Source organism: Amycolatopsis sp. FBCC-B4732 (assembly GCF_023008405.1).
In the GTDB taxonomy this organism is placed as follows: domain Bacteria; phylum Actinomycetota; class Actinomycetes; order Mycobacteriales; family Pseudonocardiaceae; genus Amycolatopsis; species Amycolatopsis pretoriensis_A.
In genome coordinates, this window is record NZ_CP095376.1 from 1,396,916 (window position 1) to 1,421,838 (window position 24,923).

19 protein-coding genes and 3 rRNA genes are annotated in these 24,923 nt (G+C 68.7%); 21 read left to right on the forward strand and 1 reads right to left on the reverse strand.

Features of this window, described 5'->3' with window-relative positions:
- The first annotated feature begins 51 nt into the window (after window positions 1-51).
- The 19 genes from argC (at window position 52) to recN (ending at window position 22,215) form a co-directional block, all read left to right on the forward strand.
- On the forward strand, window positions 52-1,080 hold the full coding sequence (gene argC / locus MUY14_RS05670; RefSeq protein ID WP_247021516.1) for an N-acetyl-gamma-glutamyl-phosphate reductase: 1,029 nt from the start codon (window positions 52-54) through the stop codon (window positions 1,078-1,080).
- Window positions 1,077-2,237: a bifunctional glutamate N-acetyltransferase/amino-acid acetyltransferase ArgJ gene (gene argJ, locus MUY14_RS05675; protein ID WP_247021518.1), complete on the forward strand. Its 1,161-nt coding sequence runs from the start codon at window positions 1,077-1,079 to the stop codon at window positions 2,235-2,237. The genes argC and argJ overlap by 4 nt, the downstream gene beginning before the upstream one ends.
- Window positions 2,234-3,151, forward strand: a complete 918-nt coding sequence (gene argB / locus MUY14_RS05680; protein WP_247021520.1) for an acetylglutamate kinase — start codon at window positions 2,234-2,236, stop codon at window positions 3,149-3,151. Before argJ ends, argB begins: the two co-directional genes overlap by 4 nt.
- Window positions 3,148-4,350, forward strand: coding sequence for an acetylornithine transaminase (locus MUY14_RS05685; RefSeq protein ID WP_247021522.1), 1,203 nt, complete (start codon window positions 3,148-3,150; stop codon window positions 4,348-4,350). Before argB ends, MUY14_RS05685 begins: the two co-directional genes overlap by 4 nt.
- Window positions 4,350-5,276, forward strand: a complete 927-nt coding sequence (argF, locus tag MUY14_RS05690) for an ornithine carbamoyltransferase (RefSeq protein ID WP_247021524.1) — start codon at window positions 4,350-4,352, stop codon at window positions 5,274-5,276. The genes MUY14_RS05685 and argF overlap by 1 nt, the downstream gene beginning before the upstream one ends.
- The gene (locus MUY14_RS05695; protein WP_247021526.1) at window positions 5,273-5,785 is read left to right on the forward strand and encodes an arginine repressor; all 513 of its coding nucleotides are present in this window, start codon (window positions 5,273-5,275) and stop codon (window positions 5,783-5,785) included. Before argF ends, MUY14_RS05695 begins: the two co-directional genes overlap by 4 nt.
- The gene (locus tag MUY14_RS05700) at window positions 5,782-6,069 is read left to right on the forward strand and encodes an argininosuccinate synthase (RefSeq protein ID WP_247021529.1); all 288 of its coding nucleotides are present in this window, start codon (window positions 5,782-5,784) and stop codon (window positions 6,067-6,069) included. The genes MUY14_RS05695 and MUY14_RS05700 overlap by 4 nt, the downstream gene beginning before the upstream one ends.
- A 34-nt stretch (window positions 6,070-6,103) precedes the next feature.
- On the forward strand, window positions 6,104-7,519 hold the full coding sequence (gene argH, locus MUY14_RS05705) for an argininosuccinate lyase (protein WP_247021531.1): 1,416 nt from the start codon (window positions 6,104-6,106) through the stop codon (window positions 7,517-7,519).
- 46 nt (window positions 7,520-7,565) lie between these two features.
- Window positions 7,566-8,195 carry a DNA-3-methyladenine glycosylase gene (locus MUY14_RS05710; RefSeq protein ID WP_247021533.1) on the forward strand — a complete coding sequence of 210 codons (630 nt, stop codon included), beginning with the start codon at window positions 7,566-7,568 and terminating at the stop codon, window positions 8,193-8,195.
- Between the two features lie 32 nt (window positions 8,196-8,227).
- On the forward strand, window positions 8,228-9,502 hold the full coding sequence (gene tyrS / locus MUY14_RS05715) for a tyrosine--tRNA ligase (RefSeq protein ID WP_247021535.1): 1,275 nt from the start codon (window positions 8,228-8,230) through the stop codon (window positions 9,500-9,502).
- A gap of 347 nt (window positions 9,503-9,849) precedes the next feature.
- Window positions 9,850-11,368: ribosomal RNA gene (locus MUY14_RS05720) — 16S ribosomal RNA — on the forward strand.
- Between the two features lie 329 nt (window positions 11,369-11,697).
- A 23S ribosomal RNA gene (locus tag MUY14_RS05725) occupies window positions 11,698-14,818 on the forward strand.
- Window positions 14,819-14,889: 71 nt separating this feature from the next.
- Window positions 14,890-15,006 (forward strand): 5S ribosomal RNA (rrf, locus tag MUY14_RS05730).
- Together the 16S, 23S and 5S rRNA genes form the textbook arrangement of a ribosomal RNA operon.
- 55 nt (window positions 15,007-15,061) lie before the next feature.
- Window positions 15,062-17,416, forward strand: a complete 2,355-nt coding sequence (locus MUY14_RS05735; RefSeq protein WP_247021538.1) for a hypothetical protein — start codon at window positions 15,062-15,064, stop codon at window positions 17,414-17,416.
- Complete coding sequence (locus tag MUY14_RS05740; RefSeq protein ID WP_247021540.1) at window positions 17,409-18,374, forward strand: HAD-IIA family hydrolase; 966 nt, start codon at window positions 17,409-17,411, stop codon at window positions 18,372-18,374. Before MUY14_RS05735 ends, MUY14_RS05740 begins: the two co-directional genes overlap by 8 nt.
- 17 nt (window positions 18,375-18,391) lie before the next feature.
- Window positions 18,392-18,589, forward strand: coding sequence for a hypothetical protein (locus MUY14_RS05745; protein ID WP_247021542.1), 198 nt, complete (start codon window positions 18,392-18,394; stop codon window positions 18,587-18,589).
- Between the two features lie 4 nt (window positions 18,590-18,593).
- Entirely contained in the window at window positions 18,594-19,421 is an 828-nt protein-coding gene (locus MUY14_RS05750; protein ID WP_247021544.1) for a TlyA family RNA methyltransferase, read from the forward strand.
- A complete protein-coding gene (locus tag MUY14_RS05755) occupies window positions 19,418-20,344 on the forward strand; it encodes an NAD kinase (RefSeq protein WP_247021546.1) in 927 nt (308 codons plus the stop codon). The genes MUY14_RS05750 and MUY14_RS05755 overlap by 4 nt, the downstream gene beginning before the upstream one ends.
- 89 nt (window positions 20,345-20,433) lie before the next feature.
- A complete protein-coding gene (recN, locus tag MUY14_RS05760) occupies window positions 20,434-22,215 on the forward strand; it encodes a DNA repair protein RecN (protein ID WP_247025065.1) in 1,782 nt (593 codons plus the stop codon).
- Between the two features lie 6 nt (window positions 22,216-22,221).
- On the opposite strand, the gene MUY14_RS05765 is transcribed toward recN, so the two are convergent.
- Window positions 22,222-22,662 (reverse strand): MarR family winged helix-turn-helix transcriptional regulator, encoded by a 441-nt coding sequence (locus tag MUY14_RS05765; RefSeq protein ID WP_247021548.1) that lies wholly within the window; start codon window positions 22,660-22,662, stop codon window positions 22,222-22,224.
- Between the two features lie 66 nt (window positions 22,663-22,728).
- On the opposite strand from MUY14_RS05765, the gene MUY14_RS05770 reads away from it, so the two are divergent.
- Together MUY14_RS05770 and MUY14_RS05775 are read left to right on the forward strand one after the other, a co-directional pair.
- Complete coding sequence (locus tag MUY14_RS05770) at window positions 22,729-23,715, forward strand: zinc-binding alcohol dehydrogenase family protein (RefSeq protein ID WP_247021550.1); 987 nt, start codon at window positions 22,729-22,731, stop codon at window positions 23,713-23,715.
- Window positions 23,712-24,887: a DUF1266 domain-containing protein gene (locus MUY14_RS05775; RefSeq protein ID WP_247021552.1), complete on the forward strand. Its 1,176-nt coding sequence runs from the start codon at window positions 23,712-23,714 to the stop codon at window positions 24,885-24,887. The genes MUY14_RS05770 and MUY14_RS05775 overlap by 4 nt, the downstream gene beginning before the upstream one ends.
- Window positions 24,888-24,923: the final 36 nt, after the last annotated feature.

The window sequence follows — 24,923 nt, forward strand, 5'->3', positions numbered from 1 at the left end:
TCCCGGTAAACCTGTTTGTTTAGCCTTGCAAGGGCGTGCATAATCATGCGTATGACGGTGAACATCGCGGTGGCCGGAGCCAGCGGGTACGCGGGCGGCGAGCTGCTGCGCCTGCTCCTGACCCATCCCGAGGTGCGGATCGGCGCGCTCACGGCCGCCAGCAGCGCGGGCACCAGACTCGGCGTCCACCAGCCGCACCTCGTCCCGCTCGCCGACCGCGTCCTCGCCGAGACGACGCCGGAAACCCTCGCCGGCCACGACGTCGTCTTCCTGGCGCTGCCCCACGGCCACTCCGCCGAGATCGCGGCGCAGCTCGGCCCGGACGTCCTGGTCGTCGACCTCGGCGCCGACCACCGCTTGGCCGACCCGGCCGACTGGCAGCGCTGGTACGGCGGCGAGCACGCCGGCCAGTGGCCGTACGGCCTGCCGGAACTGCCCGGCGCCCGCGAGCGGCTCACCGGCACCAAGCGCGTCGCCGTGCCCGGCTGCTTCCCGACCGGCGGCTCGCTGGCCCTCGCGCCCGCCTTCACCGACGGGCTGATCGAGCCGGACGTCACGGTCGTCGCGGTCACCGGCACCTCCGGCGCGGGCAAGAGCCTGAAACCGAACCTGCTCGGCTCCGAGGTGATGGGCTCGGCGAGCGCGTACGGCGTCGGCGGCGCCCACCGCCACACCCCGGAGTTCGCGCAGAACCTCTCGGCCGTCGCGGGGGAGCGGGTCACCGTGTCCTTCACCCCGGTCCTCGCGCCGATGCCCCGCGGCATCCTCACCACGGCGAGCGCGCCGCTGAAGGGTGACGTCGGCGAAGCCGCGGTCCGCGAGGCCTACGAGAAGGCCTACGACGCCGAACCGTTCGTCCAGCTGCTGCCCGCCGGCGCCTGGCCGACCACCGCGTCGACGCTCGGCTCGAACAACGTCCAGCTGCAGGTCGCGGTCGACACCGGCGCCCGGCGGCTGGTCGTCGTCGCCGCGATCGACAACCTGACCAAGGGCACCGCGGGCGGTGCCGTCCAGTCGATGAACCTGGCCCTCGGCCTCCCGGAAACCACCGGGCTTCCCACCGTAGGAGTGGCACCGTGACCGTCACCGGCCCCCAGGGCTTCCGCGCCGCCGGCGTCGCCGCCGGGATCAAGGCTTCCGGCGCGCTCGACCTCACGCTGGTCGTCAACGACGGCCCGCTGGACGTCGCGGCCGGCGTGTTCACCCGCAACGTCATCAAGGCCGCACCGGTGCTGTGGTCGCAGGAAGTGCTCAAGCAGCAGCGGCTCAAGGCCGTCGTGCTCAACTCGGGCGGCGCCAACGCGGCCACCGGGCCCGGCGGCTTCCAGGACACCCACGCCACCGCCGAAAAAGTCGCCGAAGTCCTGCAGGCCGGCGCGATCGAAGTGGCTGTCTGCTCGACCGGCCTGATCGGCGAACGGCTGCCGATGCCCGCGGTCCTGTCCGGCGTGGAGTCCGCGTTCAAGGCACTCGACGCGAGCGCCGAAGCGAGCCTGAACGCCGCCACCGGCGTGATGACCACCGACTCGAAACCGAAGCAGGCCTTCGCGAAGCACGACGGCGGCTGGAGCGTCGGCGGCTTCGCCAAGGGCGCCGGCATGCTCGCGCCGAACCTCGCCACCATGCTCTCGGTTCTGACCACCGATGCCGTGGTGGACAAGGAAACCCTCGACCGGGCCCTGCGCGCGGCGACCCGCGTGACCTTCGACCGGCTCGACGTCGACGGCGGCACGTCCACCAACGACACCGTGCTGGTGCTGGCGTCCGGCGCGAGCGGGGTCGAGCCCACCGAGCTGGAGCTCACCGAACTGCTCACCAAGGTCGGCCTCGACCTCGTGCTGCAGCTGCGCGCGGATTCCGAGGGCGCGACGAAGGACGTCAACATCACCGTCCAGGGCGCGGACTCCGAGACCGACGCGATCGCGGTCGCCCGCACGATCGCCGAGGACAACCTGGTCAAGACCGCGCTCTTCGGCTCCGACCCGAACTGGGGCCGGATCGCCATGGCGCTGGGCCGCGTCCCGGCCCGGATCGACCCGGAGACGGTGTCGATCACGATCAACGGTGTCACCCTGTTCGCCCAGGGCATGCCGGCCGCCGACCGGACGGCGGCGGACCTCACCGCACGGGAGATCGAAATCGTCGTCGACCTCGGCGTCGGCACCGAAGCGGCCACCATCTACACCACGGATCTTTCGCACGGTTACGTCGAAGAGAACAGCGCGTACTCCTCATGAACCAGGAGGCTCTGATTTCCGCGGACGAGAGGTTGGCGACGGCGGCCGAGAAGGCCGGGGTCCTCATCGAAGCACTGCCCTGGCTGCAACGCTTCCACGGTGCCACCGTCGTGGTGAAGTACGGCGGCAACGCCATGATCGACGACCAGCTGAAGGCGGCCTTCGCCGAGGACATGGTGTTCCTGCGCCTGGCCGGCCTGCGCCCGGTCGTCGTCCACGGCGGCGGGCCGCAGATCACCGCGATGCTCACCCGCCTCGGCGTCGAAGGCGAGTTCAAGGGCGGCCTCCGGGTCACCACGCCGGAAACGATGGACATCGTCCGGATGGTGCTCACCGGCCAGGTCAGCCGCGAGCTCGTCGGGCTGATCAACGCGCACGGGCCGTACGCGGTCGGCATCTCCGGCGAAGACGCGCGGCTGTTCACCGCCGAGCGCAAACAGGCCACTGTGGACGGTGAGCAGGTCGACATCGGGCTCGTCGGCGAGGTCGCCGAGGTCAACCCGGACGCGGTGCTCGACATCGTCAACGCCGGGCGCATCCCGGTGGTCTCCACGGTGGCCCCGGACGTCGACGGCGTCGTGCACAACGTCAACGCCGACACCGCGGCGGGCGCGCTCGCGGCGGCGCTGGGTGCCGAAAAGCTGGTGGTGCTCACCGACGTCGAAGGCCTGTACGCGAACTGGCCCGACCGGTCGTCGCTGATCGACCGCATCCGCGTCGACCACCTCGAACCGATGCTGCCCGGCCTGGCCAGCGGGATGATCCCGAAGATGGAGGCGTGCGTGCGCGCCATCCGCGGCGGCGTGCGCCGGGCGCACGTGATCGACGGCAGGCTCGCCCACTCGGTGCTGCTCGAGGTCTTCACCTCGCGGGGCATCGGCACCATGGTCTTCCCCGAAACGGAGCTCCCGTGACCGACATCGAGTCCAACGCCGACGGCCGGCAGCACTGGCAGTCCGCCCTGATGGACAACTACGGCACCCCGGCGCTGACGCTCGTCCGCGGCGAAGGCGCGAAGGTGTGGGACGCCGACGGCAAGGAGTACGTCGACCTGCTCGGCGGCATCGCCGTCAACGCGCTCGGGCACGCCCACCCGGCGGTCGTCGAAGCCGTCACCGCGCAGATCAAGCAGCTCGGCCACACCTCGAACCTGTACGTCAACCCGGTCGCCGTCGAACTCGCCGAAGCGCTGCTCGACGTCGCCGGCCTCGCGGGCAACGGCCGGGTGCTGTTCGTGAACTCCGGCGCCGAGGCCAACGAAGCCGCGTTGAAGATCAGCCGGCTGACCGGGCGCACCAAGGTGATCGCCGCCGAAGGTGCGTTCCACGGCCGGACCATGGGCGCGCTGACGCTCACCGGCCAGCCCGGCAAGCGCGACCCGTTCAAGCCGCTGGTGCCCGGGGTGGAGCACGTCCCGTACGGCGACGTCGCGGCGCTCAAAGCGGCGGTGGACACCGACACCGCGGCCGTCTTCCTGGAACCGGTGCTGGGCGAGGCCGGCGTCTTCCCGGCGCCGGACGGCTACCTGCAGGCCGCCCGCGAGATCACCAAGGCCACCGGCACGCTGCTGGTGCTCGACGAGGTGCAGACCGGCGTCGGCCGGCTCGGCAGCTGGTTCGGCTACCAGCAGGCCGGCGTTGTCCCGGACGTGATCACCCTGGCCAAGGGCCTCGGCGGCGGGCTGCCGCTGGGCGCGGTCATCGGCGTCGGCGCGGCGGCCGACCTGCTCAAGCCGGGCCACCACGGCACCACCTTCGGCGGCAACCCGGTGTGCTGCGCGGCCGGCCTGGCCGTGCTGAAGACCATCGCCTCCGACGGCCTCCTCGACCACGTCTCCGCGCTGGGCAAGGACATCGCGGCGGGCGTCGAGGCGCTGGGCCACCCGCTGGTCGCCGGGGTGCGCGGAGCCGGCCTGCTGCTCGGCATCGCGCTGAAGCAGCCCGTTTCGGCGGGGGTCGCGAAGGCCCTCCAGGACGCCGGCTACCTCGTCAACCCGATCGCCCCGGAGACCGTCCGGCTCGCGCCGCCGCTCGTGCTCGACGGCGAGCAGGTCGAACGGTTCCTCGCCGCACTCCCGAACGCGCTCGACTCCACCACGAAGGACTCCGACTGATGCTCCGCCACTTCCTCCGCGACGACGACGTCAGTCCGGCCGAACAGAAGGCCATCCTGGACATCGCCGACGCGCTGAAGGCCGACCCGCTCGGCACCAAGACGCTCGCCGGCAAGTCGATCACGGCGATCTTCGAGAAGAACTCGACGCGCACCCGGTTCTCGTTCGAGGTCGGCATCAGCCAGCTGGGCGGGCACCCGGTGATCGTCGACGGCCGGTCGATGCAGCTCGGCCGCGAGGAGACCATCGAAGACACTTCGCGGGTGCTGTCCCGCTACGTCGACGGGATCGTGTGGCGGACCTTCGCGCAGAAGCGCATCGAGGCGATGGCCTCGGCGGCGTCGATCCCGGTGGTCAACGCGCTCACCGACGAGTTCCACCCGTGCCAGGCGCTCACCGACCTGATGACGATCCGGGAGCGCAAGGGCGAGCTCGCCGGGCTGACGCTCGTCTACCTCGGCGACGGCGCCAACAACATGGCGCACTCGCTGCTGCTCGCCGGGGTCACCGCCGGCATGCACGTCCGCGTGGTCTCGCCGCTCGGCTTCCAGCCCGACCAGCAGGTCATGCTCGACGCCAAGAAGCGCGGCGAGGAGACCGGCGGGACGGCCTCTGTCTTCACCGACCCGTACGAGGCGGTCGCGGGCGCGGACGTGCTCGTCACCGACACGTGGACGTCGATGGGGCAGGAGAACGACGGTCTCGACCGGGTGGGCCCGTTCCGCGCGCTCCAGGTCAACGCCGAGCTGCTGAAGAAGGCGGCGGACGACGCGATCGTGCTGCACTGCCTGCCGGCGCACCGCGGCTGGGAGATCACCGACGAGGTGCTCGACGGCCCGGCCAGCGCGGTGTGGGACGAGGCGGAGAACCGGCTCCACGCGCAGAAGGCGTTGCTGGTCTGGCTCTTCGAGGAGAGCCGGCGATGACCAGCAGCCGGGTGGGGCGGCAGGCGCGGATCACCGAGCTGGTGTCCACCATGACGATCCGCAGCCAGACCGAGCTGGCCAAGCTGCTGGCCGCCGAGGGCATCGAGGTCACCCAGGCCACGCTGTCGCGCGACCTCGACGAGCTCGGCGCGGTCAAGCTGCGCGGTCCGGACTCGGGAGCGCCGGTCTACGTGATCCCCGAGGACGGCAGCCCCGTTCGCGGAGTCCAGGGCGGGACGTCGCGGCTCTCCCGGCTGCTGGCCGAGCTCATGGTCTCGGCGGACTCGTCCGGCAACCTGATGGTGCTGCGGACGCCGCCGGGCGCGGCGCAGTTCCTCGCCAGCGCGATCGACCGGGCGGCCCTGGAGGAGGTCGTCGGCTCGATCGCGGGGGACGACACCGTCGCCGTGATCGCCCGGGAACCGTTGACGGGCAAGGAACTGGCGGAGCGCTTCGCGGCGCTCGCCCAGCGCTCGGCGCACGAGCAAGGAGACGACGGACCACCATGATCCCGATCGGCGACATCTTCCCGGCCGAGGGCGAGTTCCTCGCGCCGGACGAGGTCGTGATCACCTTCGACCGCGGAGTCCCGGTGGCGGTCGACGGCGAGACCGTCTCGGTCGCCGAAGCGCGCCGGATGCTGAGCGCGCGCGGCGAAGCGCAGCGGATCGGTCGCGGCGAGGCGTGCGCCGCGCTCGACCGGCGGGCCGGCCGCGGATGCGCCAGGCTGGCCGACGCCGTGTCGGGCGAAGTCCGCCTGGTCCTGCACGACGGCCGGATCACGGTCGCCTGAACACCCGAACGAACGACGAGGAGAAGCGAGAACAGTGAGCGGGAACGAGCAGCCGGTGCAGCTCTGGGGCGGCCGGTTCGCCAGCGGTCCGGCGGAGGCCATGGCCGCGCTGAGCGCGTCGACGCACTTCGACTGGCGCCTGGCGCCCTACGACATCGCCGGTTCCCGCGCGCACGCCCGCGTGCTGCGCAAGGCGGGCCTGCTCACCGACGACGAGCTGACGGGCATGCTGACCGCGCTGGACGCGCTCGCCCAGGACGTCGCGTCGGGGGAGTTCACGCCGACGATCGCGGACGAGGACGTGCACACCGCGCTCGAACGCGGCCTGCTCGAGCGGGCGGGCACCGACCTCGGCGGCAAGCTGCGGGCCGGCCGGTCGCGCAACGACCAGGTGGCCACGCTGTTCCGGATGTGGCTGCGCGACGCCGCCCGCCGGGTCGTCGCCGGCACCCTGGAGGTCGTCGACGCGCTGGTCTCGCAGGCCAAGCGCCACCCGGACGCGATCCTGCCCGGCCGCACGCACCTGCAGCACGCCCAGCCGGTGCTGCTCGCGCACCACCTGATGGCCCACGGCCAGGCGCTGCTCCGCGACGTCTCGCGGCTGCAGGACTGGGACGCCCGCACGGCCGAGTCGCCGTACGGCTCGGGTGCGCTCGCCGGCTCGTCGCTGGGGCTCGACCCCGAGGCCGTCGCCGAGGAGCTGGGCTTCGCGACCAGCGTCGAGAACTCGATCGACGGCACGGCCTCGCGGGACTTCGTCGCCGAATTCGCCTTCGCCGTCGCCATGCTCTCGGTGAACCTGTCCCGGATCGCCGAAGAGGTGATCATCTGGAACACGGCCGAGTTCGGCTACGTGACACTGGACGACGCCTGGGCCACCGGCAGCTCGATCATGCCGCAGAAGAAGAACCCGGACGTCGCCGAGCTGACCCGCGGCAAGGCGGGCCGGCTGATCGGCAACCTCACCGGCCTGCTGGCCACGCTGAAGGCGCAGCCGCTGGCCTACAACCGCGACCTGCAGGAGGACAAGGAGCCGGTGTTCGACTCGGTCGAGCAGCTCGAGCTCCTGTTCCCGGCGATCGCGGGCATGCTCGCCACGCTGACCTTCCACACCGACCGGCTCGCCGAGCTCGCCCCGGCCGGGTTCACGCTGGCCACCGACATCGCCGAGTGGCTGGTGCGCCAGGGCGTGTCGTTCCGCGTCGCGCACGAAGCGGCGGGCGAAAGCGTTCGCGTCGCCGAAACCCGCGGCGTCGGCTTGGACGAGCTGACCGACGAGGAGTTCGAGAAGATCAACCCGGCGCTCACCCCCGAGGTGCGCGCGGTCCTCACCGTCGAAGGCTCGGTGAAGTCCCGCAACGCCCGGGGCGGGACGGCGCCGGAACGCGTGGCCGAGCAGCGCGACCGGCTGGAAGAGCGCGTCACCGCGGCCCGTCAGTGGCTCAACTAGCCCGCTGGCTACGCTCGGCCGGGTCACCAGGACGAGGGGAGCGGCGTTGAACGACCGGCTGTTCACGCGCGAAGAGCTGGCACTCGATCCCGTCGACCTGGCCCGGCTGCTGCTCGGCTCGGTCCTGGAGGCCGACGGTCCCGACGGCACCGTCGGCGTCCGGCTGGTCGAGGTGGAGGCCTACCGCGGCGAGGACGACCCGGCGTCGCACTGCTACCGCGGTCAGACCCCGCGCAACGCCGTGATGTGGGGGCCCGCGGGTCACCTGTACGTGTACTTCGTCTACGGGATGCACTTCTGCGCGAACATCGTCGGCTCCCACGACGGCGTGGCGGGCGCGGTGCTGCTGCGGGCGGGCGAGGTCGTCACCGGCCTCGACGTCGTCCGCAAGCGGCGCCCGGCCGCGCGGGGGACCGGCGAACTGGCCAAGGGGCCGGCCATCCTGACGTCGGTGCTCCGCGTCGACCGAGAGCAGAACGGCGTCGACCTGACCGATCCGGCGTCACCCGTCCGGATCTACCAGGGCGAACGCGTGCCGGACGAGCTGATCCGCACCGGCCCCCGCGTCGGCGTCGCGATGGCGATGGAGACGCCGTGGCGGTTCTGGGTCGACGGGTCACCGGCCGTGTCCACCTACCGGCGCGGCGGGAAGCGGCGGGTCCGACCCGCCAGTTAGTCGGTTGACCTGGTGCGGGAGGATCTACAGGCGTGAGCGAACACATCCTCGACGAGCTGTCCTGGCGCGGCCTGATCGCGCAGTCCACCGACATCGACGCCCTCCGGCGCGAGCTCGACCAGGGTCCCGTCACGCTCTATTGCGGGTTCGACCCGACCGCGCCCAGCCTGCACGCCGGCAACCTGGTCCCGCTGCTCATGCTCAAGCGCTTCCAGCGCGCGGGGCACCGGCCCATCGTGCTGGCCGGCGGCGCGACCGGGATGATCGGCGACCCGCGCGACACCGGTGAGCGCACGCTGAACACGCTCGACGTCGTCGCCGAGTGGGCCGGGCGCATCCGCGGCCAGCTCGAGCGGTTCGTCGACTTCGACGACTCGCCGACCGGCGCGATCGTCGAGAACAACCTCAACTGGACCGGGCAGCAGAGCGCCCTGGAGTTCCTGCGCGACGTCGGGAAGCACTTCTCGATCAACGTCATGCTCAACCGGGAGACGGTGAAGCGGCGGCTCGAGGGCGACGGCATGTCGTACACCGAGTTCAGCTACCTGCTCCTGCAGTCGCAGGACTACCTGCAGCTGCACCGCCAGTACGGCTGCAAGCTGCAGGTCGGCGGCTCCGACCAGTGGGGCAACCTCGTCGGCGGGGTCGACCTGATCCGCCGGACCGACGGGGCGAGCGCGCACGCGCTGACCGCGCCGCTGGTCACCGACGCCGAGGGCCGCAAGTTCGGCAAGTCGACCGGCGGCGGGAACCTCTGGCTCGACCCGGAGATGACCTCCCCCTACGCCTGGTACCAGTACTTCGTGAACGTGGGCGACGCCGACGTCATCCGCTACCTGCGGATGTTCTCCTTCCTCGAGCAGGAGGAGATCGCTTCGCTGGCCGAGGACACCGAACAGCGCCCCCACCTGCGCGCCGCGCAGAAGCGCCTGGCGGAGGAGTTCACCGTTCTCGTGCACGGCGAGGAGCAGACCCGGCAGGTCATCGCCGCGAGCCAGGCCCTGTTCGGCCGCGGCGAGCTCGGCGACCTGGACGAACGCACCCTCGACGCCGCGATGGCCGAGGTGCCGAACGGCAAGGTCGACCCGTCGGGCGAGCCGACGATCGTCGACCTGCTGCTCGCCGGGGGACTGGTGGACAGCAAGGGCGCCGCGCGCCGCACGCTCAAGGAGGGCGGCGCGTACGTCAACAACGTGAAGATCGCGGACGAGGAGTGGAAGCCGGCGCCGGGCGACGCCCTGCACGGCAAGTGGCTCGTGGTCCGCAAGGGCAAGCGCAACGTCGCCGGCGTCGCGCTCGGCGGCTGAACGTCCTCCGGAGGCCCGAAACAGGGACCTGACCTGCGGGAACGCGGTTAAGGTACCCCCCTGTTTCGGGGCCTCTGACGGGGTGTAAAGTTCTCCAAGTCGCCAGGGAAACCGGGTGGCCACCGGGACACGAACCAAGCTCTCGCAGAAAGCGATTGAGTGGGTGTCCCACCAAAAACTGCTAGGAATACTCGCTTCGAGTAAGGCCGCTTGACGGCGGTGCGACTCGGGGTGTGTTGCTTGAGAACTCAACAGTGTGCTAGTGAACTAAGCCAGTAGAGCTTATGTATTGAACCTCGTATGAGGTTCCTTTGAGAGCAATTGAATTGCCTCGATTAAACTGTTCATTGTTGGAGAGTTTGATCCTGGCTCAGGACGAACGCTGGCGGCGTGCTTAACACATGCAAGTCGAACGCTGAACCACTTTCGGGTGGGGATGAGTGGCGAACGGGTGAGTAACACGTGGGTAATCTGCCCTGCACTCTGGGATAAGCCTTGGAAACGAGGTCTAATACCGGATATCACAACTTTTCGCATGGAAGGTTGTTGAAAGTTCTGGCGGTGCAGGATGAACCCGCGGCCTATCAGCTTGTTGGTGGGGTAGTGGCCTACCAAGGCGACGACGGGTAGCCGGCCTGAGAGGGTGACCGGCCACACTGGGACTGAGACACGGCCCAGACTCCTACGGGAGGCAGCAGTGGGGAATATTGCACAATGGGCGCAAGCCTGATGCAGCGACGCCGCGTGAGGGATGACGGCCTTCGGGTTGTAAACCTCTTTCGCCAGGGACGAAGCGCAAGTGACGGTACCTGGATAAGAAGCACCGGCTAACTACGTGCCAGCAGCCGCGGTAATACGTAGGGTGCGAGCGTTGTCCGGATTTATTGGGCGTAAAGAGCTCGTAGGCGGTTTGTCGCGTCGGCCGTGAAATCTCCACGCTTAACGTGGAGCGTGCGGTCGATACGGGCAGACTTGAGTTCGGTAGGGGAGACTGGAATTCCTGGTGTAGCGGTGAAATGCGCAGATATCAGGAGGAACACCGGTGGCGAAGGCGGGTCTCTGGGCCGATACTGACGCTGAGGAGCGAAAGCGTGGGGAGCGAACAGGATTAGATACCCTGGTAGTCCACGCTGTAAACGTTGGGCGCTAGGTGTGGGCGACATCCACGTTGTCCGTGCCGTAGCTAACGCATTAAGCGCCCCGCCTGGGGAGTACGGCCGCAAGGCTAAAACTCAAAGGAATTGACGGGGGCCCGCACAAGCGGCGGAGCATGTGGATTAATTCGATGCAACGCGAAGAACCTTACCTGGGCTTGACATGCGCCAGACATCCCCAGAGATGGGGCTTCCCTTGTGGTTGGTGTACAGGTGGTGCATGGCTGTCGTCAGCTCGTGTCGTGAGATGTTGGGTTAAGTCCCGCAACGAGCGCAACCCTTATCCTACGTTGCCAGCGCGTTATGGCGGGGACTCGTGGGAGACTGCCGGGGTCAACTCGGAGGAAGGTGGGGATGACGTCAAGTCATCATGCCCCTTATGTCCAGGGCTTCACACATGCTACAATGGCTGGTACAGAGGGCTGCGATACCGCGAGGTGGAGCGAATCCCTTAAAGCCGGTCTCAGTTCGGATCGCAGTCTGCAACTCGACTGCGTGAAGTCGGAGTCGCTAGTAATCGCAGATCAGCAACGCTGCGGTGAATACGTTCCCGGGCCTTGTACACACCGCCCGTCACGTCATGAAAGTCGGTAACACCCGAAGCCCATGGCCCAACCCTTCGGGGAGGGAGTGGTCGAAGGTGGGACTGGCGATTGGGACGAAGTCGTAACAAGGTAGCCGTACCGGAAGGTGCGGCTGGATCACCTCCTTTCTAAGGAGCACAACACATCCACGTTCCCGGGATACCCGGATCAAGAGCGTGGGGTGGCCAGGGTTTAACACCCGACTGTGGTGTTGCTGTGGTTGCTCAAGGAATTGTGGAACTATTGGTTATGGTCACTCTTGGTTGGCAATGCCTTGCCTAGTACTGGTCGTCTTCGGATGGTCGTGGAACGGGGGGCCGGCGCCTTGGAGGGTGGTTGTTCACTGTGCACACTGTTGGGTCCTGAGGCAACACGCCTCAGGGCGTCACAGCCCTGGAACGCTGTTTGTTTCTGGTGTGGTGTTTGAGAACTGTAGAGTGGATGCGAGCATCTTTGTGGTCAAGTTGTTAAGGGCACATGGTGGATGTCTTGGCTTCAGGAGCCGATGAAGGACGTAGGAGGCTGCGATAAGCCTCGGGGAGCTGTCAACCGAGCTGTGATCCGAGGATTTCCGAATGGGGAAACCCAGCACCAGTGATGTGGTGTTACCCGCACCTGAATATATAGGGTGTGTGGAGGGAACGCGGGGAAGTGAAACATCTCAGTACCCGTAGGAAGAGAAAACAACCGTGATTCCGTGAGTAGTGGCGAGCGAAAGCGGAAGAGGCTAAACCGTGCATATGTCAAGCTGTCAGGCGTTGTATGTGCGGTGTTGTGGGACCCAGCGTCGAGGATCTGACAGTCCTCGGAATGATCGCGCGTGTTAGTGGAACGCCTTGGGATGGGCGGCCGGAGTGGGTGAGAGCCCCGTACGCGAAAACATGTCGTTGATTGTTTGTTTGGTGTTCCCGAGTAGCAGCGAGCTCGTGGAATTTGCTGTGAATCTGCCGGGACCACCCGGTAAGCCTAAATACTTCCTGAAGACCGATAGCGGACGAGTACCGTGAGGGAAAGATGAAAAGTACCCCGGGAGGGGAGTGAAAGAGTACCTGAAACCGTGTGCCTACAAGCCGTCAGAGCCTTTGGGTGATGGCGTGCCTTTTGAAGAATGAGCCTGCGAGTTAGTGCTGCGTGGCGAGGTTAACCCGTGTGGGGTAGCCGTAGCGAAAGCGAGTCTGAATAGGGCGATTGAGTCGCGTGGTCTAGACCCGAAGCGGAGTGATCTACCCATGGCCAGGGTGAAGCGACGGTAAGACGTCGTGGAGGCCCGAACCCACTTAGGTTGAAAACTGAGGGGATGAGCTGTGGGTAGGGGTGAAAGGCCAATCAAACTCCGTGATAGCTGGTTCTCCCCGAAATGCATTTAGGTGCAGCGTCACGTGTTTCTCTGCGGGGGTAGAGCTACTGGATGGTCTAGGGGCCTTACCGGGTTACCGAAATCAACCAAACTCCGAATACCGTAGTGTGAGAGCGTGGCAGTGAGACGGCGGGGGATAAGCTTCGTCGTCGAGAGGGAAACAGCCCAGAACACCAGCTAAGGCCCCTAAGTGTGTGCTCAGTGGGAAAGGATGTGGGATTGCCCAGACAACCAGGAGGTTGGCTTAGAAGCAGCCACCCTTGAAAGAGTGCGTAATAGCTCACTGGTCAAGTGGTCCTGCGCCGACAATGTAGCGGGGCTTAAGCACACCGCCGAAGCTGTGTCATTCATGCAATACATCGGCTTCACTCCTTGAGGGTGTTGTCTAGTGGTGTGGATGGGTAGGGGAGCGTCCTGCATCCAGGGAAGCGGCGGCGGAAGCCAGTCGTGGAGGGTGTGGGAGTGAGAATGCAGGCATGAGTAGCGAATGCAGAGTGAGAAACTCTGCCGCCGGATGACCAAGGGTTCCTGGGCCAGGCTAATCCGCCCAGGGTAAGTCGGGACCTAAGGCGAGGCCGACAGGCGTAGTCGATGGACAACGGGTTGATATTCCCGTACCCGAGCATGTGCGCCCATGACGAGGCGTTTGATACTAACCACCCAAAGCCATTGCTTGAAGCCTTCGGGTGGATGGTGGTGTGTGGAGCGTGGGACCTGATTTCGTAGTAGTCAAGCGATGGGGTGACGCAGGAAGGTAGCTCCGCCAGGCGATGGTTGTCCTGGTGTAAGCGTGTAGGAGAAAGCATAGGCAAATCCGTGCTTTATATACTCTGAGACGTGATGCGTAGCCGTTTGAGGCGAAGTAGAGTGATCCTATGCTGCCGAGAAAAGCCTCTAGTGAGTGCATGCACGGCCCGTACCCCAAACCAACACAGGTGGTCAGGTAGAGAATACCAAGGCGATCGGGTGAACTGTGGTTAAGGAACTCGGCAAAATGCCCCCGTAACTTCGGGAGAAGGGGGGCCAAACATCCTGAAGCTTCTTGCAGGCTAGGGGTGGGTGGCCGCAGAGACCAGCGGAAAGCGACTGTTTACTAAAAACACAGGTCCATGCGAAGTCGCAAGACGATGTATATGGACTGACGCCTGCCCGGTGCTGGAACGTTAAGAGGACCGGTTAGCCAGTAATGGCGAAGCTGAGAATTTAAGCGCCAGTAAACGGCGGTGGTAACTATAACCATCCTAAGGTAGCGAAATTCCTTGTCGGGTAAGTTCCGACCTGCACGAATGGCGTAACGACTTTCCGGCTGTCTCAACCACAGGCCCGGCGAAATTGCACTACGAGTAAAGATGCTCGTTACGCGCGGCAGGACGGAAAGACCCCGGGACCTTTACTATAGTTTGGTATTGGTTTTCGGTTCGGCTTGTGTAGGATAGGTGGGAGACTGTGAAGCGGTGACGCTAGTTACTGTGGAGTCGTTGTTGAAATACCACTCTGGTCGAATTGGGAATCTGAACCTCGGGCCATGATCTGGTTCAGGGACAGTGCCTGATGGGTAGTTTAACTGGGGCGGTTGCCTCCTAAAGAGTAACGGAGGCGCCCAAAGGTTCCCTCAGCCTGGTTGGCAATCAGGTGTTGAGTGCAAGTGCACAAGGGAGCTTGACTGTGAGACAGACATGTCGAGCAGGGACGAAAGTCGGGACTAGTGATCCGGCACCTCCTGGTGGAAGGGGTGTCGCTCAACGGATAAAAGGTACCCCGGGGATAACAGGCTGATCTTGCCCAAGAGTCCATATCGACGGCATGGTTTGGCACCTCGATGTCGGCTCGTCGCATCCTGGGGCCGGAGTAGGTCCCAAGGGTTGGGCTGTTCGCCCATTAAAGCGGCACGCGAGCTGGGTTTAGAACGTCGTGAGACAGTTCGGTCCCTATCCGCCGCGCGCGTAGGATACTTGAGGAAGGCTGTCCCTAGTACGAGAGGACCGGGACGGACGAACCTCTGGTGTGCCAGTTGTTCTGCCAAGGGCATGGCTGGTTGGCCACGTTCGGAAGGGATAACCGCTGAAGGCATCTAAGCGGGAAGCCTGTTCCAAGATGAGGTATCCCACCCCTTTTTGTGGGTTAAGGCTCCCAAGAGACCATTGGGTTGATAGGCCAGAAATGGAAGCACAGTAATGTGTTGTCGAGTTGACTGGTACTAATAGGCCGAGGACTTGTCTACGAAGATGTTGCGCATCCACTCTACGGTTCTGAAGCACCACGCCGGTGACGGTGTGTGTTGTTTCGGAGTGTTTCGGTGGTTTTAGCGTCAGGGAAACGCCCGGTCCCATTCCGAACCCGGAAGCTAAGCTTGACAGCGCCGATGGTACTGCAACCGAAGGGTTGTGGGAGAGTAGGACACCGCCGAACTTACCTTCCGTACGGCCCGTTAGGATAGCCAGTTGGCTGCCCTAGCGGGCCGTACGTGTATGTCCAGAACAAGATTTTTTCCACGGCAGGAGGCCAGGTGTCCGAGTTCGGTCGACGAGACTCAAGCGATGATGGGTCCGGCCGATCGGCACGCCGGGACGAAGGCTCCCGGGACCGGTCGGACGCACCCCGGGGAGACCGGCGCGGTGCGCGCCAGGACCGCGGCGGCCGCGACGGCGGACACCAGGGCCGGCCTCGCCGCGACGACCACGGAGTCCGCGGCGGCGGGAAGCCCTTCCGCGGCGGCGACGGTCCCCGTGACCGCGACCAGCGCGGAAGCGGCGCAGGTCAGAGCCGCGAGGGCGGCCGCAACTTCAGCGACCGCGACGACCGCCGCGGTAGCAGCTCTGGCAACCGACCGAGCAGCAGCGGTGGCTACGGCGGCCGCAGCGCCGGTGACCGTGATGACCGTCGGGGCAGCTCCGGCAACCGACCGAACGGTGGCGGCTACGGCGGCCGGGGCGCCGGTGACCGTGACGACCGCCGTGGCGGTAGCGGCCGGGATTCCGGTCGGCCGAGCGGCGGTGGGTACGGCAACCGCGACTCCGGAAGCCGGCAGGGCAGCGGCGGTGGCGGGTACAAGGGCAGCGGCGGTGGTGGGTACAGCGGCCGCAGCACGGGTGACCGCGATGACCGGCGCAGTGGTGGCTACGGCAACCGCGACTCCGGTGGCCGCGATGATCGTCGCGGTGGTGGGTACGAGAGCCGCGACTCCGGTAGCCGGCAAGGCGGCAGCGGCGGCTACAGCAATCGTGACTCCGGTAGCCGGCAAGGCGGTGGCTACGGCGGCCGCGACTCGGGCAGTCGGCAAGGCGGCGGTGGCTACGGCAACCGTGACTCGGGTAGCCGGCAGGGCAGCAGTGGCGGCTACGGCGGCCGGGATTCCGGTCGGCCGAGCGGTGGCGGGTACGGCAACCGCGACTCCGGAAGCCGGCAGAGCAGCGGCGGTGGCTACAGCGGCCGCAGCGGCGGTGACCGTGACGACCGGCGCAGCGGTAGCTATGGCGACCGTGACTCGGGCAGCCGCGGTGGGTACGGCAACCGGGACTCCGGTGGCCGTGACGACCGTCGTGGTGGGTTTAAGGACCGTGACTCCGGTAGCCGGCCGGGCAGCAGCAGTGGTGGCTACGGCGGCCGCAGCGGCGGCGACCGTGACGACCGGCGCAGCGGTGGCTACAGCGGCCGTGACTCGGGGAGCCGCGATGATCGTCGCGGTGGTGGGTACGGGAGCCGCGACTCCGGTCGGCCGAATGGCGGCAGCTATGGCGACCGTGACTCGGGCAGCCGCGGTGGGTCCGGCAACCGGGACTCCGGCAGCCGGCCGGGCGGTAGCGGTGGCTTCAGCGGCCGCAGCAGCGGTGACCGCTACGAGAACCGTGGTGCCGACAGCCGCAGCGAAGGCAACCGCAGCGAAAGCAACCGTGGCTCCGACGACCGTGCCGGGCGGCCGCAGGGCAAGGCTTCCTACGGTGACCGCAAGCCGCGGTGGGAAGACCGTGGGGCTCGGTCCGGTGGGGACTTCAAGCGTCGGGACGACGAGCGCGGCTCCGGCAAGCGCTTCGACTCGCGGCCCAAGGTCGGCGCCGCGCTCGATGACGAAGCTCTCGCCAAGGAGCTGCTCGAGGCTCCCGAGCTTCCCGAAGACATCGAGTTCTCCGACCTCGACGAAGACGCCCGTCGCGAGCTGAGGACCTTGCCGAAGGGCCTCGCCGAGACCGTCGGGAAGCACCTCGTCGCCGCCGGTGGGCTGCTCGACAGCGATCCCGAGGCCGCGCTCGAACACGCCAAGTACGCCAAGGCCAAGGCCTCGCGCGTGCCGATCGTGCGCGAGGCGCTCGGCCTGGTCGCCTACCACATCGGCAACTGGTCCGAAGCCCTCTCCGAGCTGCGGGCCGTCCGGCGGATGACGCGGACGGACGACCACATCGCCATCATCGCCGACGCCGAACGGGCGCTCGGGCGGCCGGAGCGTGCGCTGGACCTGGCGAAGGAGGTCGACACCGCGAAGCTGGCGAAGGCCACTCAGGTCGAGCTCGCGATCGTCGCCGCCGGGGCGCGGCGGGATCTCGGGCAGCTCGACGCCGCCGTCGTCTCGCTGCAGGGCGACGACCTCAAGGCCGAGAAGCGCGAGCCGTGGAGCGCTCGCCTCTTCTACGCCTACGCCGACAACCTCGCGGCCGCCGGGCGTGAGGAAGAAGCCGTGCGGTGGTTCCTCAACTCGGCCGAGGCCGATGAGAACGACGAGACCGACGCCGCCGAGCGGGCCGCCGACCTGGCGAACGGGCCGAAGGACAGGGCCGCGGCGGAAAAGGTCACCGAGGAAAAGGACACCGAAGACACCGATGAGTGACGCCTTGCTCGCGGCGTACGACGCCGTCCTGTTCGACCTCGACGGCACCGTCTACCACGGCGCCCGGGTGATCCCGGGCGCCCCGGAGACGGTCCGCGCGGCCCGCGAGCACGGCACACCCGTCCGGTTCGTCACGAACAACGCCTCCAAGGCGCCCGACGAGGTCGTCGCGCACCTCACCGGCCTCGGCATGCCCGCCGGCGTCGACGAGGTGCACACCAGCGCCCAGGCCGGCGTCGTCCTGCTCAAGGACCGGCTCGAGCCCGGTGCCGAGGTCCTGGTCGTCGGCACCGGGTCGCTGGCCGCCGAGGTCGCCGGGGCGGGGCTCGAGCCGGTGCGGGAGAACGGGGACGACGTCAAGGCGGTCGTCCAGGGACACTCGCCCGACAACACCTGGGCCGCGCTCGCCGAGGCCTGCCTGGCCATCCGCGCGGGTGCGCTGTGGGTCGCCTGCAACGTCGACGCGACGCTGCCCAGCGAACGCGGCCTGCTGCCCGGCAACGGCTCGATGGTCGCCGCGCTGCGCACCGCCACCGACGTCGAGCCGCTGGTCGCCGGGAAGCCGCAGCCGCTGCTGTTCGAGACCGCGGCGCGGTCGGCGGGCGCGGAGCGGCCCCTGGTCGTCGGCGACCGGCTCGACACCGACATCGCCGGTGCGGTCGCCGCGGGCATCGACTCGCTCGTCGTGCTCTCCGGGGTCGCGACGCCGCGGCAGCTGATCGAGGCCGTCCCCGCCGAACGCGGGACGTACCTGGCGAAGGACCTCACCGCGCTCACCGAGTCGCCCGAGGACCTCAAGATCGGGCCGCGCCCGGGCTGGTCGGTCACCACGGAGAACGGTGTCCTTCACGCGACCGGCGACGGCGACGACCTCGACCTGCTCCGCGCGCTCTGCCACGCGGCCTGGGAGACCGGTGTCACCGAACTCGGCGAGGACACGAAGGCCCGGCTCGGCTGACTGCTACCGTTCGTAACGTGCAGGATCATCCCTACCCCGTCCCGGGCCCGCCGCCCGGTTCGTTCTCGCCGCAGACCGACCCGCGCGCCGGCATCGACGAAGCCGTCGCCGGGCTGGACGACCTGGACGCGTTGCCGCTCGCCGAGCACGTCGAGCGTTTCGACGCCGTGCACACCGAGCTGACCGTCGCCCTGTCCAGCATCGACAAGGTCTGAGCCCGTGCCCAAGCGGGCCCGCCTCGATGCGGAACTGGTTCGGCGCGGCCTCGCCCGGTCGCGCGAACAGGCGTCGGCCCTGATCACCGGCGGCAAGGTCACCGTCCGCGGCATGGTCGCGAGCAAGCCCGCCACCGGCGTCGAGACCGACGCGCCCATCGTCGTCAAGGACGAGGACGACCCCGGCTGGGCCTCGCGCGGCGCGCACAAGCTGCTCGGCGCGCTGGAAGCCTTCACGGAGCTGAGCGTCGAAGGCAAGCGCTGCCTCGACGCCGGCGCGTCCACGGGCGGCTTCACCGACGTCCTGCTGCGCAACGGCGCGGCGACCGTGATCGCCGCCGACGTGGGCCGCGGCCTGCTCGACTGGCGGATCCGCACCGACGAACGTGTAGTGGTCATGGACCGCACCAATGTTCGCAACCTCTCTCCCGACGACCTCGGCGGCCAGGTCGACGTCGTCGTCGGTGACCTCTCGTTCATCTCGCTCAAGCTCGTGCTGCCCGCGCTCGCCGCCTGCGCGCGCGAAGGCGCCGACCTGGTGCCGATGGTGAAGCCGCAGTTCGAAGTGGGCAAGGACCGGCTCGGCAGCGGCGGGGTGGTCCGCGACCCGGACCTGCGTGCCGAATCCGTGCTGACGGTGATCGACGAAGCCGCGAAGCTCGGGCTCGCGCTGCGTGGGGTGACCGCGAGCCCGCTGCCGGGGCCGTCCGGGAACGTCGAGTACTTCGTGTGGCTGAAGAAAGATCACGTGGCCGAGTCCACTGTGGACGCGGTAGACAGGTCTGAGGCCGAGCGGCTCGTCCGAACCGCCGTCGAGGAAGGGCCCGCATGACCACGGAACGTGAAGTGCTCCTCATGGTGCACCCCGATCGCGAGGCGACGGGCGAGGCCGCGCGCGAGGTTTCGGCGCGCTTCGCCAAGGCAGGCATCCGGATCCGGGTGATCGAGCACGACGTCTGCGCGCTGATCAACCCGGACGAGCACGGCGTCGGCGCGACCTGCACCGTCGTCGACCCGGACGACAACCCGGCCGCCGGCGTGGAGCTGGTCTTCGTCCTTGGCGGCGACGGCACGCTGCTGCGCGCGGCCGAGCTGGCCCGCACCGCCGGGGTGCCGGTGCTGGGCGTGAACCTCGGGCGCGTCGGCTTCCTCGCCGAGGCGGACTCCGACGCGCTGGCCGACACCGTGCAGCGCGTCGTCGACGGCGACTACCAGGTCGAAGAGCGGATGACCATCGACGTCACGGTCACCCACGCCGGCGAAGAGGTCGCCCGCACCTGGGCGCTCAACGAAGCCAGCGTCGAGAAGAGCACCCGGGAGCGGGTCCTCGACGCGCTGATCGAGGTCGACGGACGGCCGGTGTCGGCCTTCGGCTGCGACGGTGTGCTCTGCGCCACACCGACCGGTTCGACGGCGTACGCGTTTTCGGCGGGCGGCCCGATCATCTGGCCCGACGTCCAGGCGCTGCTGGTCGTGCCGAGCAACGCGCACGCGATGTTCGCGCGGCCGCTGGTCGTCTCACGGAACTCGGTGATCACGGTCGGGATCGACCCGGACGGCTCGCCCGCGGTCCTGACCTGCGACGGCGGCCGGCTGATCGAACTGCCGCCGGGGGCCCGCGTGCGGGTCACGTGCGGCACCACCCCGGTGCGGCTGGTCCGGCTGTGGGACGGGCCGTTCACGGATCGGCTGGTGCAGAAGTTCTCGCTGCCGGTGAAGAGCTGGCGAGAGCGCCACGCCCGTCCGTGCGAATGACACCGCTCGACGCGTAATTCGAACATATCGGCGACTCGCCGGGGTCCCGGGCGCGCAGAGTGTCGGTGGTGGCCGCTACGGTAGGCGGCGTGCTGGCCGAGATGCGCATCCAGGGCCTCGGAGTCATCGAGGACGCCCTGCTGGAACTGCACGCGGGCTTCACCGTCGTGACCGGTGAGACGGGTGCCGGGAAGACCATGGTCGTCACCGGGCTGCACCTGCTGTCCGGGGGCCGCGCCGAGGTGTCCAAGGTCCGGACGGGAATGCTCAAGGCGTTCGTGGAAGGGCGGTTCACCTACGCCGGCGTCGAAGGCGCCGAGCGGATCGTCACCGATTCGGGTGCCGACGTGGACGAGGACGGCAGCGTGATCGCGCTGCGGGCGGTCGCTGTCGACGGGCGTTCGCGCGCCCACCTCGGCGGGCGGTCCGTGCCGGTCGGCGTGCTCGCGGAGCTGTCCGAACAGCTGATCGCGGTGCACGGGCAGAACGACCAGCTCCGGCTGCTGCGCCCGGCCGAACAGCGCGCGGTGATCGACCGGTTCGCCGGGGACGCCGTGACCAAGCCGTTGACCGCCTACCAGGAGGTCCGGGCGGAGTGGCTGGCGGTGATCGCCGAGCTGACCGAGCGGTCGACGCGCTCGCGGGAGATGGCCCAGCAGGCCGACCTGCTCAAGCACGGGCTCACCGAGATCGACGCCGTCGCGCCCGAGCCGGGCGAGGACGTCGAGCTCACCGAGCAGATCAAGCGGCTCGCGGCGGTCGACGAGCTGCGCGCGGCCGCGACCGAAGCGCACAGCGCGGTTTCCGGTTCCGCCGACGGCGATCCGGACGCCCCGGGCGCGGCCGGCCTGGTCTCCGAAGCGCTGCGGCGGCTCTCGACGTCCGAAGACGCCGTGCTGCGCGACCTGGCGCCGCGGCTCGAGGAGGCGTCGGTGCTACTCGCCGACGTCGGGGCCGAGCTGGGCAGCTACGTCGAGACGCTGGACGCCGACCCGGCGCTGCTGGAAAAGGTCCTGGCCCGCCAGGCCGACCTCAAGCGGCTGACCCGCAAGTACGCGGCGGACGTCGACGGCGTGCTCGCCTGGGCCGACGACGCCCGGCGCCGGCTGGAGTCGATGGACACCTCGGAAGAGGCACTGTCCGGGCTGGCGCTGCGGCGTGACCAGCTCGGGGTGCAGCTGGCCGCGCACGCCGCCGAGGTGTCGGCGGCTCGCGAAAAGGCCGCGGCCGAGCTGGCCGCGGAGATCACCCGGGAGCTGTCCGGCCTCGCGATGGGGCAGGCGGCGATCGAGGTGACGGTCGAGCAGCGCCCCGCCGAACACGGTGACACGCACGCGCTGACCATCGACGGCCGCGCGGTGCACGCGGGCGCGGACGGCGTCGATGATGTCGAGCTGCTGCTGCGGGCGCACGACGGCGCCCCGCCGCTGCCGGTGCACAAGGCGGCGTCGGGCGGCGAGCTGTCGCGGGTGATGCTGGCGATCGAGGTGGTCCTGGCGCACGCGGACACGGTGCAGACGCTGGTGTTCGACGAGGTCGACGCGGGTGTCGGCGGCCGTGCGGCGGTCGAAATCGGGCGGCGGCTGGCGCGGCTGGCGCGCACCCACCAGGTCCTGGTGGTGACGCACCTGCCGCAGGTGGCGGCCTTCGCCGACCAGCACCTGGTGGTGGACAAGGGCCACAGCGGCGGCGTGACGCGCAGCGGCGTGAAGAACCTGAAGCAGGCCGAGCGGGTCAGCGAACTGGCCCGGATGCTGGCCGGGATGGACAACGAGACCGGGCGGGCGCACGCGGAGGAGCTGCTGGCCACCGCGGAGAAGGACAAGACCGAGTTCGCGCCGAAGCGCAAGCGGGCGGCGAAGAAGAAGTAGCAGCGGTCAGTCCAGGTCCGCGGTGATGCCGCGGAACACCTCCGCCAGCACGTGTGCCTGCTCGCGGTCGACGTGGTCCGCGAAGTGCCGCTGCACCCCTCGCACGTGCGTGGGCCACGCCGCCTCCAACGCCGCGAGGCCCGCCGGAGTCAGCACCACCAGCGTGGACCGGCGGTTCGCCGGGTCCGGCTCGCGGCGCGCGTACCCCGAGGACTCGAGGCCGTCCACGATCCGGGTCAGGCCGCTCGCGCTGTGCACGAGCGCGCCGGCCAGGTCCTTCATGCGCAGCCGCCGGTCCGGGGCCTCCGAAAGCTGGACCAGTGCGTCGTACGTGCGGTGCGACATCCCGTGCTCCGCCCGCAGTTCGGCGTCGAGCACGCGCAGCAGCAGCGCCGACGAACGGAGAAACCCCCGCCAGGCCGCGTCGTGGTCTCGGGACAGGCTCACCCGGGGAATACTACTCGCACGGACAGTTGTTGTGCGGACTGTTCGCTTGCGAAGAAAGGACCCAGGATGCGCGCGGTGGTACTCCGAGAACCCGGCCCGGTCGAGAACCTCGAGCTCGAGGACCTCCCGCTGCCCGAGGTGAAACCCGGCTGGGTCCGGATCGCGGTGAAGGCGTTCGGGCTCAACCGCTCCGAGCTGCACACCCGGCTCGGGCTGGCCGACGGCGTCACGTTCCCGCGCGTGCCCGGGATCGAAGCCGTCGGCGTCGTCGACGCCGGGGACGGGTTCGAACCGGGGCAGCAGGTCGCCACGATGATGGGTGGGATGGGCCGCACCTTCGACGGCGGCTACGCCGAATACACCCTCGTCCCGCGCGGGCAGGTCATCCCGTTCCGCTCGGACCTGCCGTGGGAAGTCCTCGGCCAGGTCCCGGAGACGCTCCAGACCGCGTACGGCTCCCTGACCACCGGACTCGACCTCCGGGCCGGGCAGACGCTGCTGATCCGCGGCGGCACCTCGGCGCTCGGGTTCGCCACCGCCGCACTGGCGAAGGACCTCGGCGCCACCGTCTTCGCCACGACGCGGCAGCGGGACCGTCTCGAAACCCTGCGCGAACACGGCGTCGCCCACCCGCTCCTCGACGACGGCGACATCGCGCGCCAGGTCCGCGAGATCGTCCCCGGCGGCGTCGACGCGGCCCTCGAACTCGTCGGGACGCCGACCCTGCCGGACACCCTGAACGCCACCCGCGTGCACGGGACCGTCTGCTTCACCGGCATGCTGTCGAACCAGTGGACGATCAAAGATTTCTATCCGATCGGTTACCTTCCCGCCGGCGTGCGGTTGACCGCTTATGGTGGTGAGGCGGACGACCTGCCCGCCCCCGTCCTCCAGCGCCACCTCGACCGGATCGCCGACGGCGAAACCAGCCTCGGCCCGGCCAAGGTGTACGCCATGGACGAGATCCGGCAGGCGCACGACGACCTGGAGCACAACCGGACGGCGGGCAAGCTCGTCGTGCTGACCGGCCGATCGGAGGGAGCCGCCCCGTGATCCTGCCGCCGCCCGCCGATGTCGAAGCCCAGCTCGCCGCCGCGCGGCGGGACGGCGACCTCGACCGCTACCTGGGGCTCCTCGCCGGCGAGGAGCTGTTCGTGCCGATCCGGCGGGTGGACGCGCGCAGCATCCTCGACGAGCGGGCGGAGACGTTCCCGAACGTCTACTTCGAGACCGGCGGCGACGAGTTCCTGCAGGTCTTCACGCGCGGCGCGCTGCCCGACTTCGGGCCGGACGTCGTGGCCATGAGCGGCGCGCTGGACTGGGCGGTCGACGGCGTCGGGCGGCACGAGCGGGTCGTGTTCAACCGCGGCACCCGCGGCGAGTGGCGGCTGCCCGGAGCGACGCTGCAGCCGTGGCTCGACGCGCACCTCGACGACGTCACGCCGCTGGAGGAGCAGGTCGAACGGCTGATCACGGCGCCGTACGGGCACCTGGAGGGGCCGATCGCGCACGCGCTCGCCTGCGGCGCCCACCTGGCGGTGCTCGAAGCGACGCCGTGGAACGTCCTCGACGCGCGCTTCCACGACTACGTCGCCGAGGTCCGGAGCCTGCGGGACTGGTGGGGCGTGGCCGACCCGCCCGGCTGGCGCGCGGAGATGACCCGGCTGATCGGCGACGGCTACGCGCTGACGCCCGGCAACCTCGTGCTCATGCTGCGGCTGCGGTTCGCCGCCGAATACGGGCTGCCGGGCGGCGAGTTCGACCCGCTGACCTGGGCCGGGCTGGTGGACCGGTGGTGCGCGGAGAACGACGCCGCCGACCAGGCCGACGAGTTGCGCCACACCGTCCGGCGCGTGTCCCGCTACGAGCAGCGGTTCCGCGCCGACGGGCTGATCGACGCGGACGGCTTCGTCACGACGGCGTTGTCCTGGGACGTCGGCCGGGCGGTCGCCATCGCGCGTGCCGGGCTGGCGGCCGGCTACTGCGACGCGCTCACGGCCGAGCTGATGGTGCTCGAAGCCGGTTCGCTGGCTCGCCGCTACCACCAGTCATGGGCCGACCTGTCGGCCGGGTACGTCATGGGCCGGGTGCTGCACGCCGACGGCGACGACTTCGGCGACTGGTACCCGGCGACCGTGCGGGTCCACCACCAGCTCCTTCAGGACCCCGCGAGCCCCTGGCTGAACCTCGATTTCGGCTCGCTGTCGGAGGAGTCCGAGGCCTGACCCGCGCGGGGGAGGGCGACGGGGCTCACCACAACG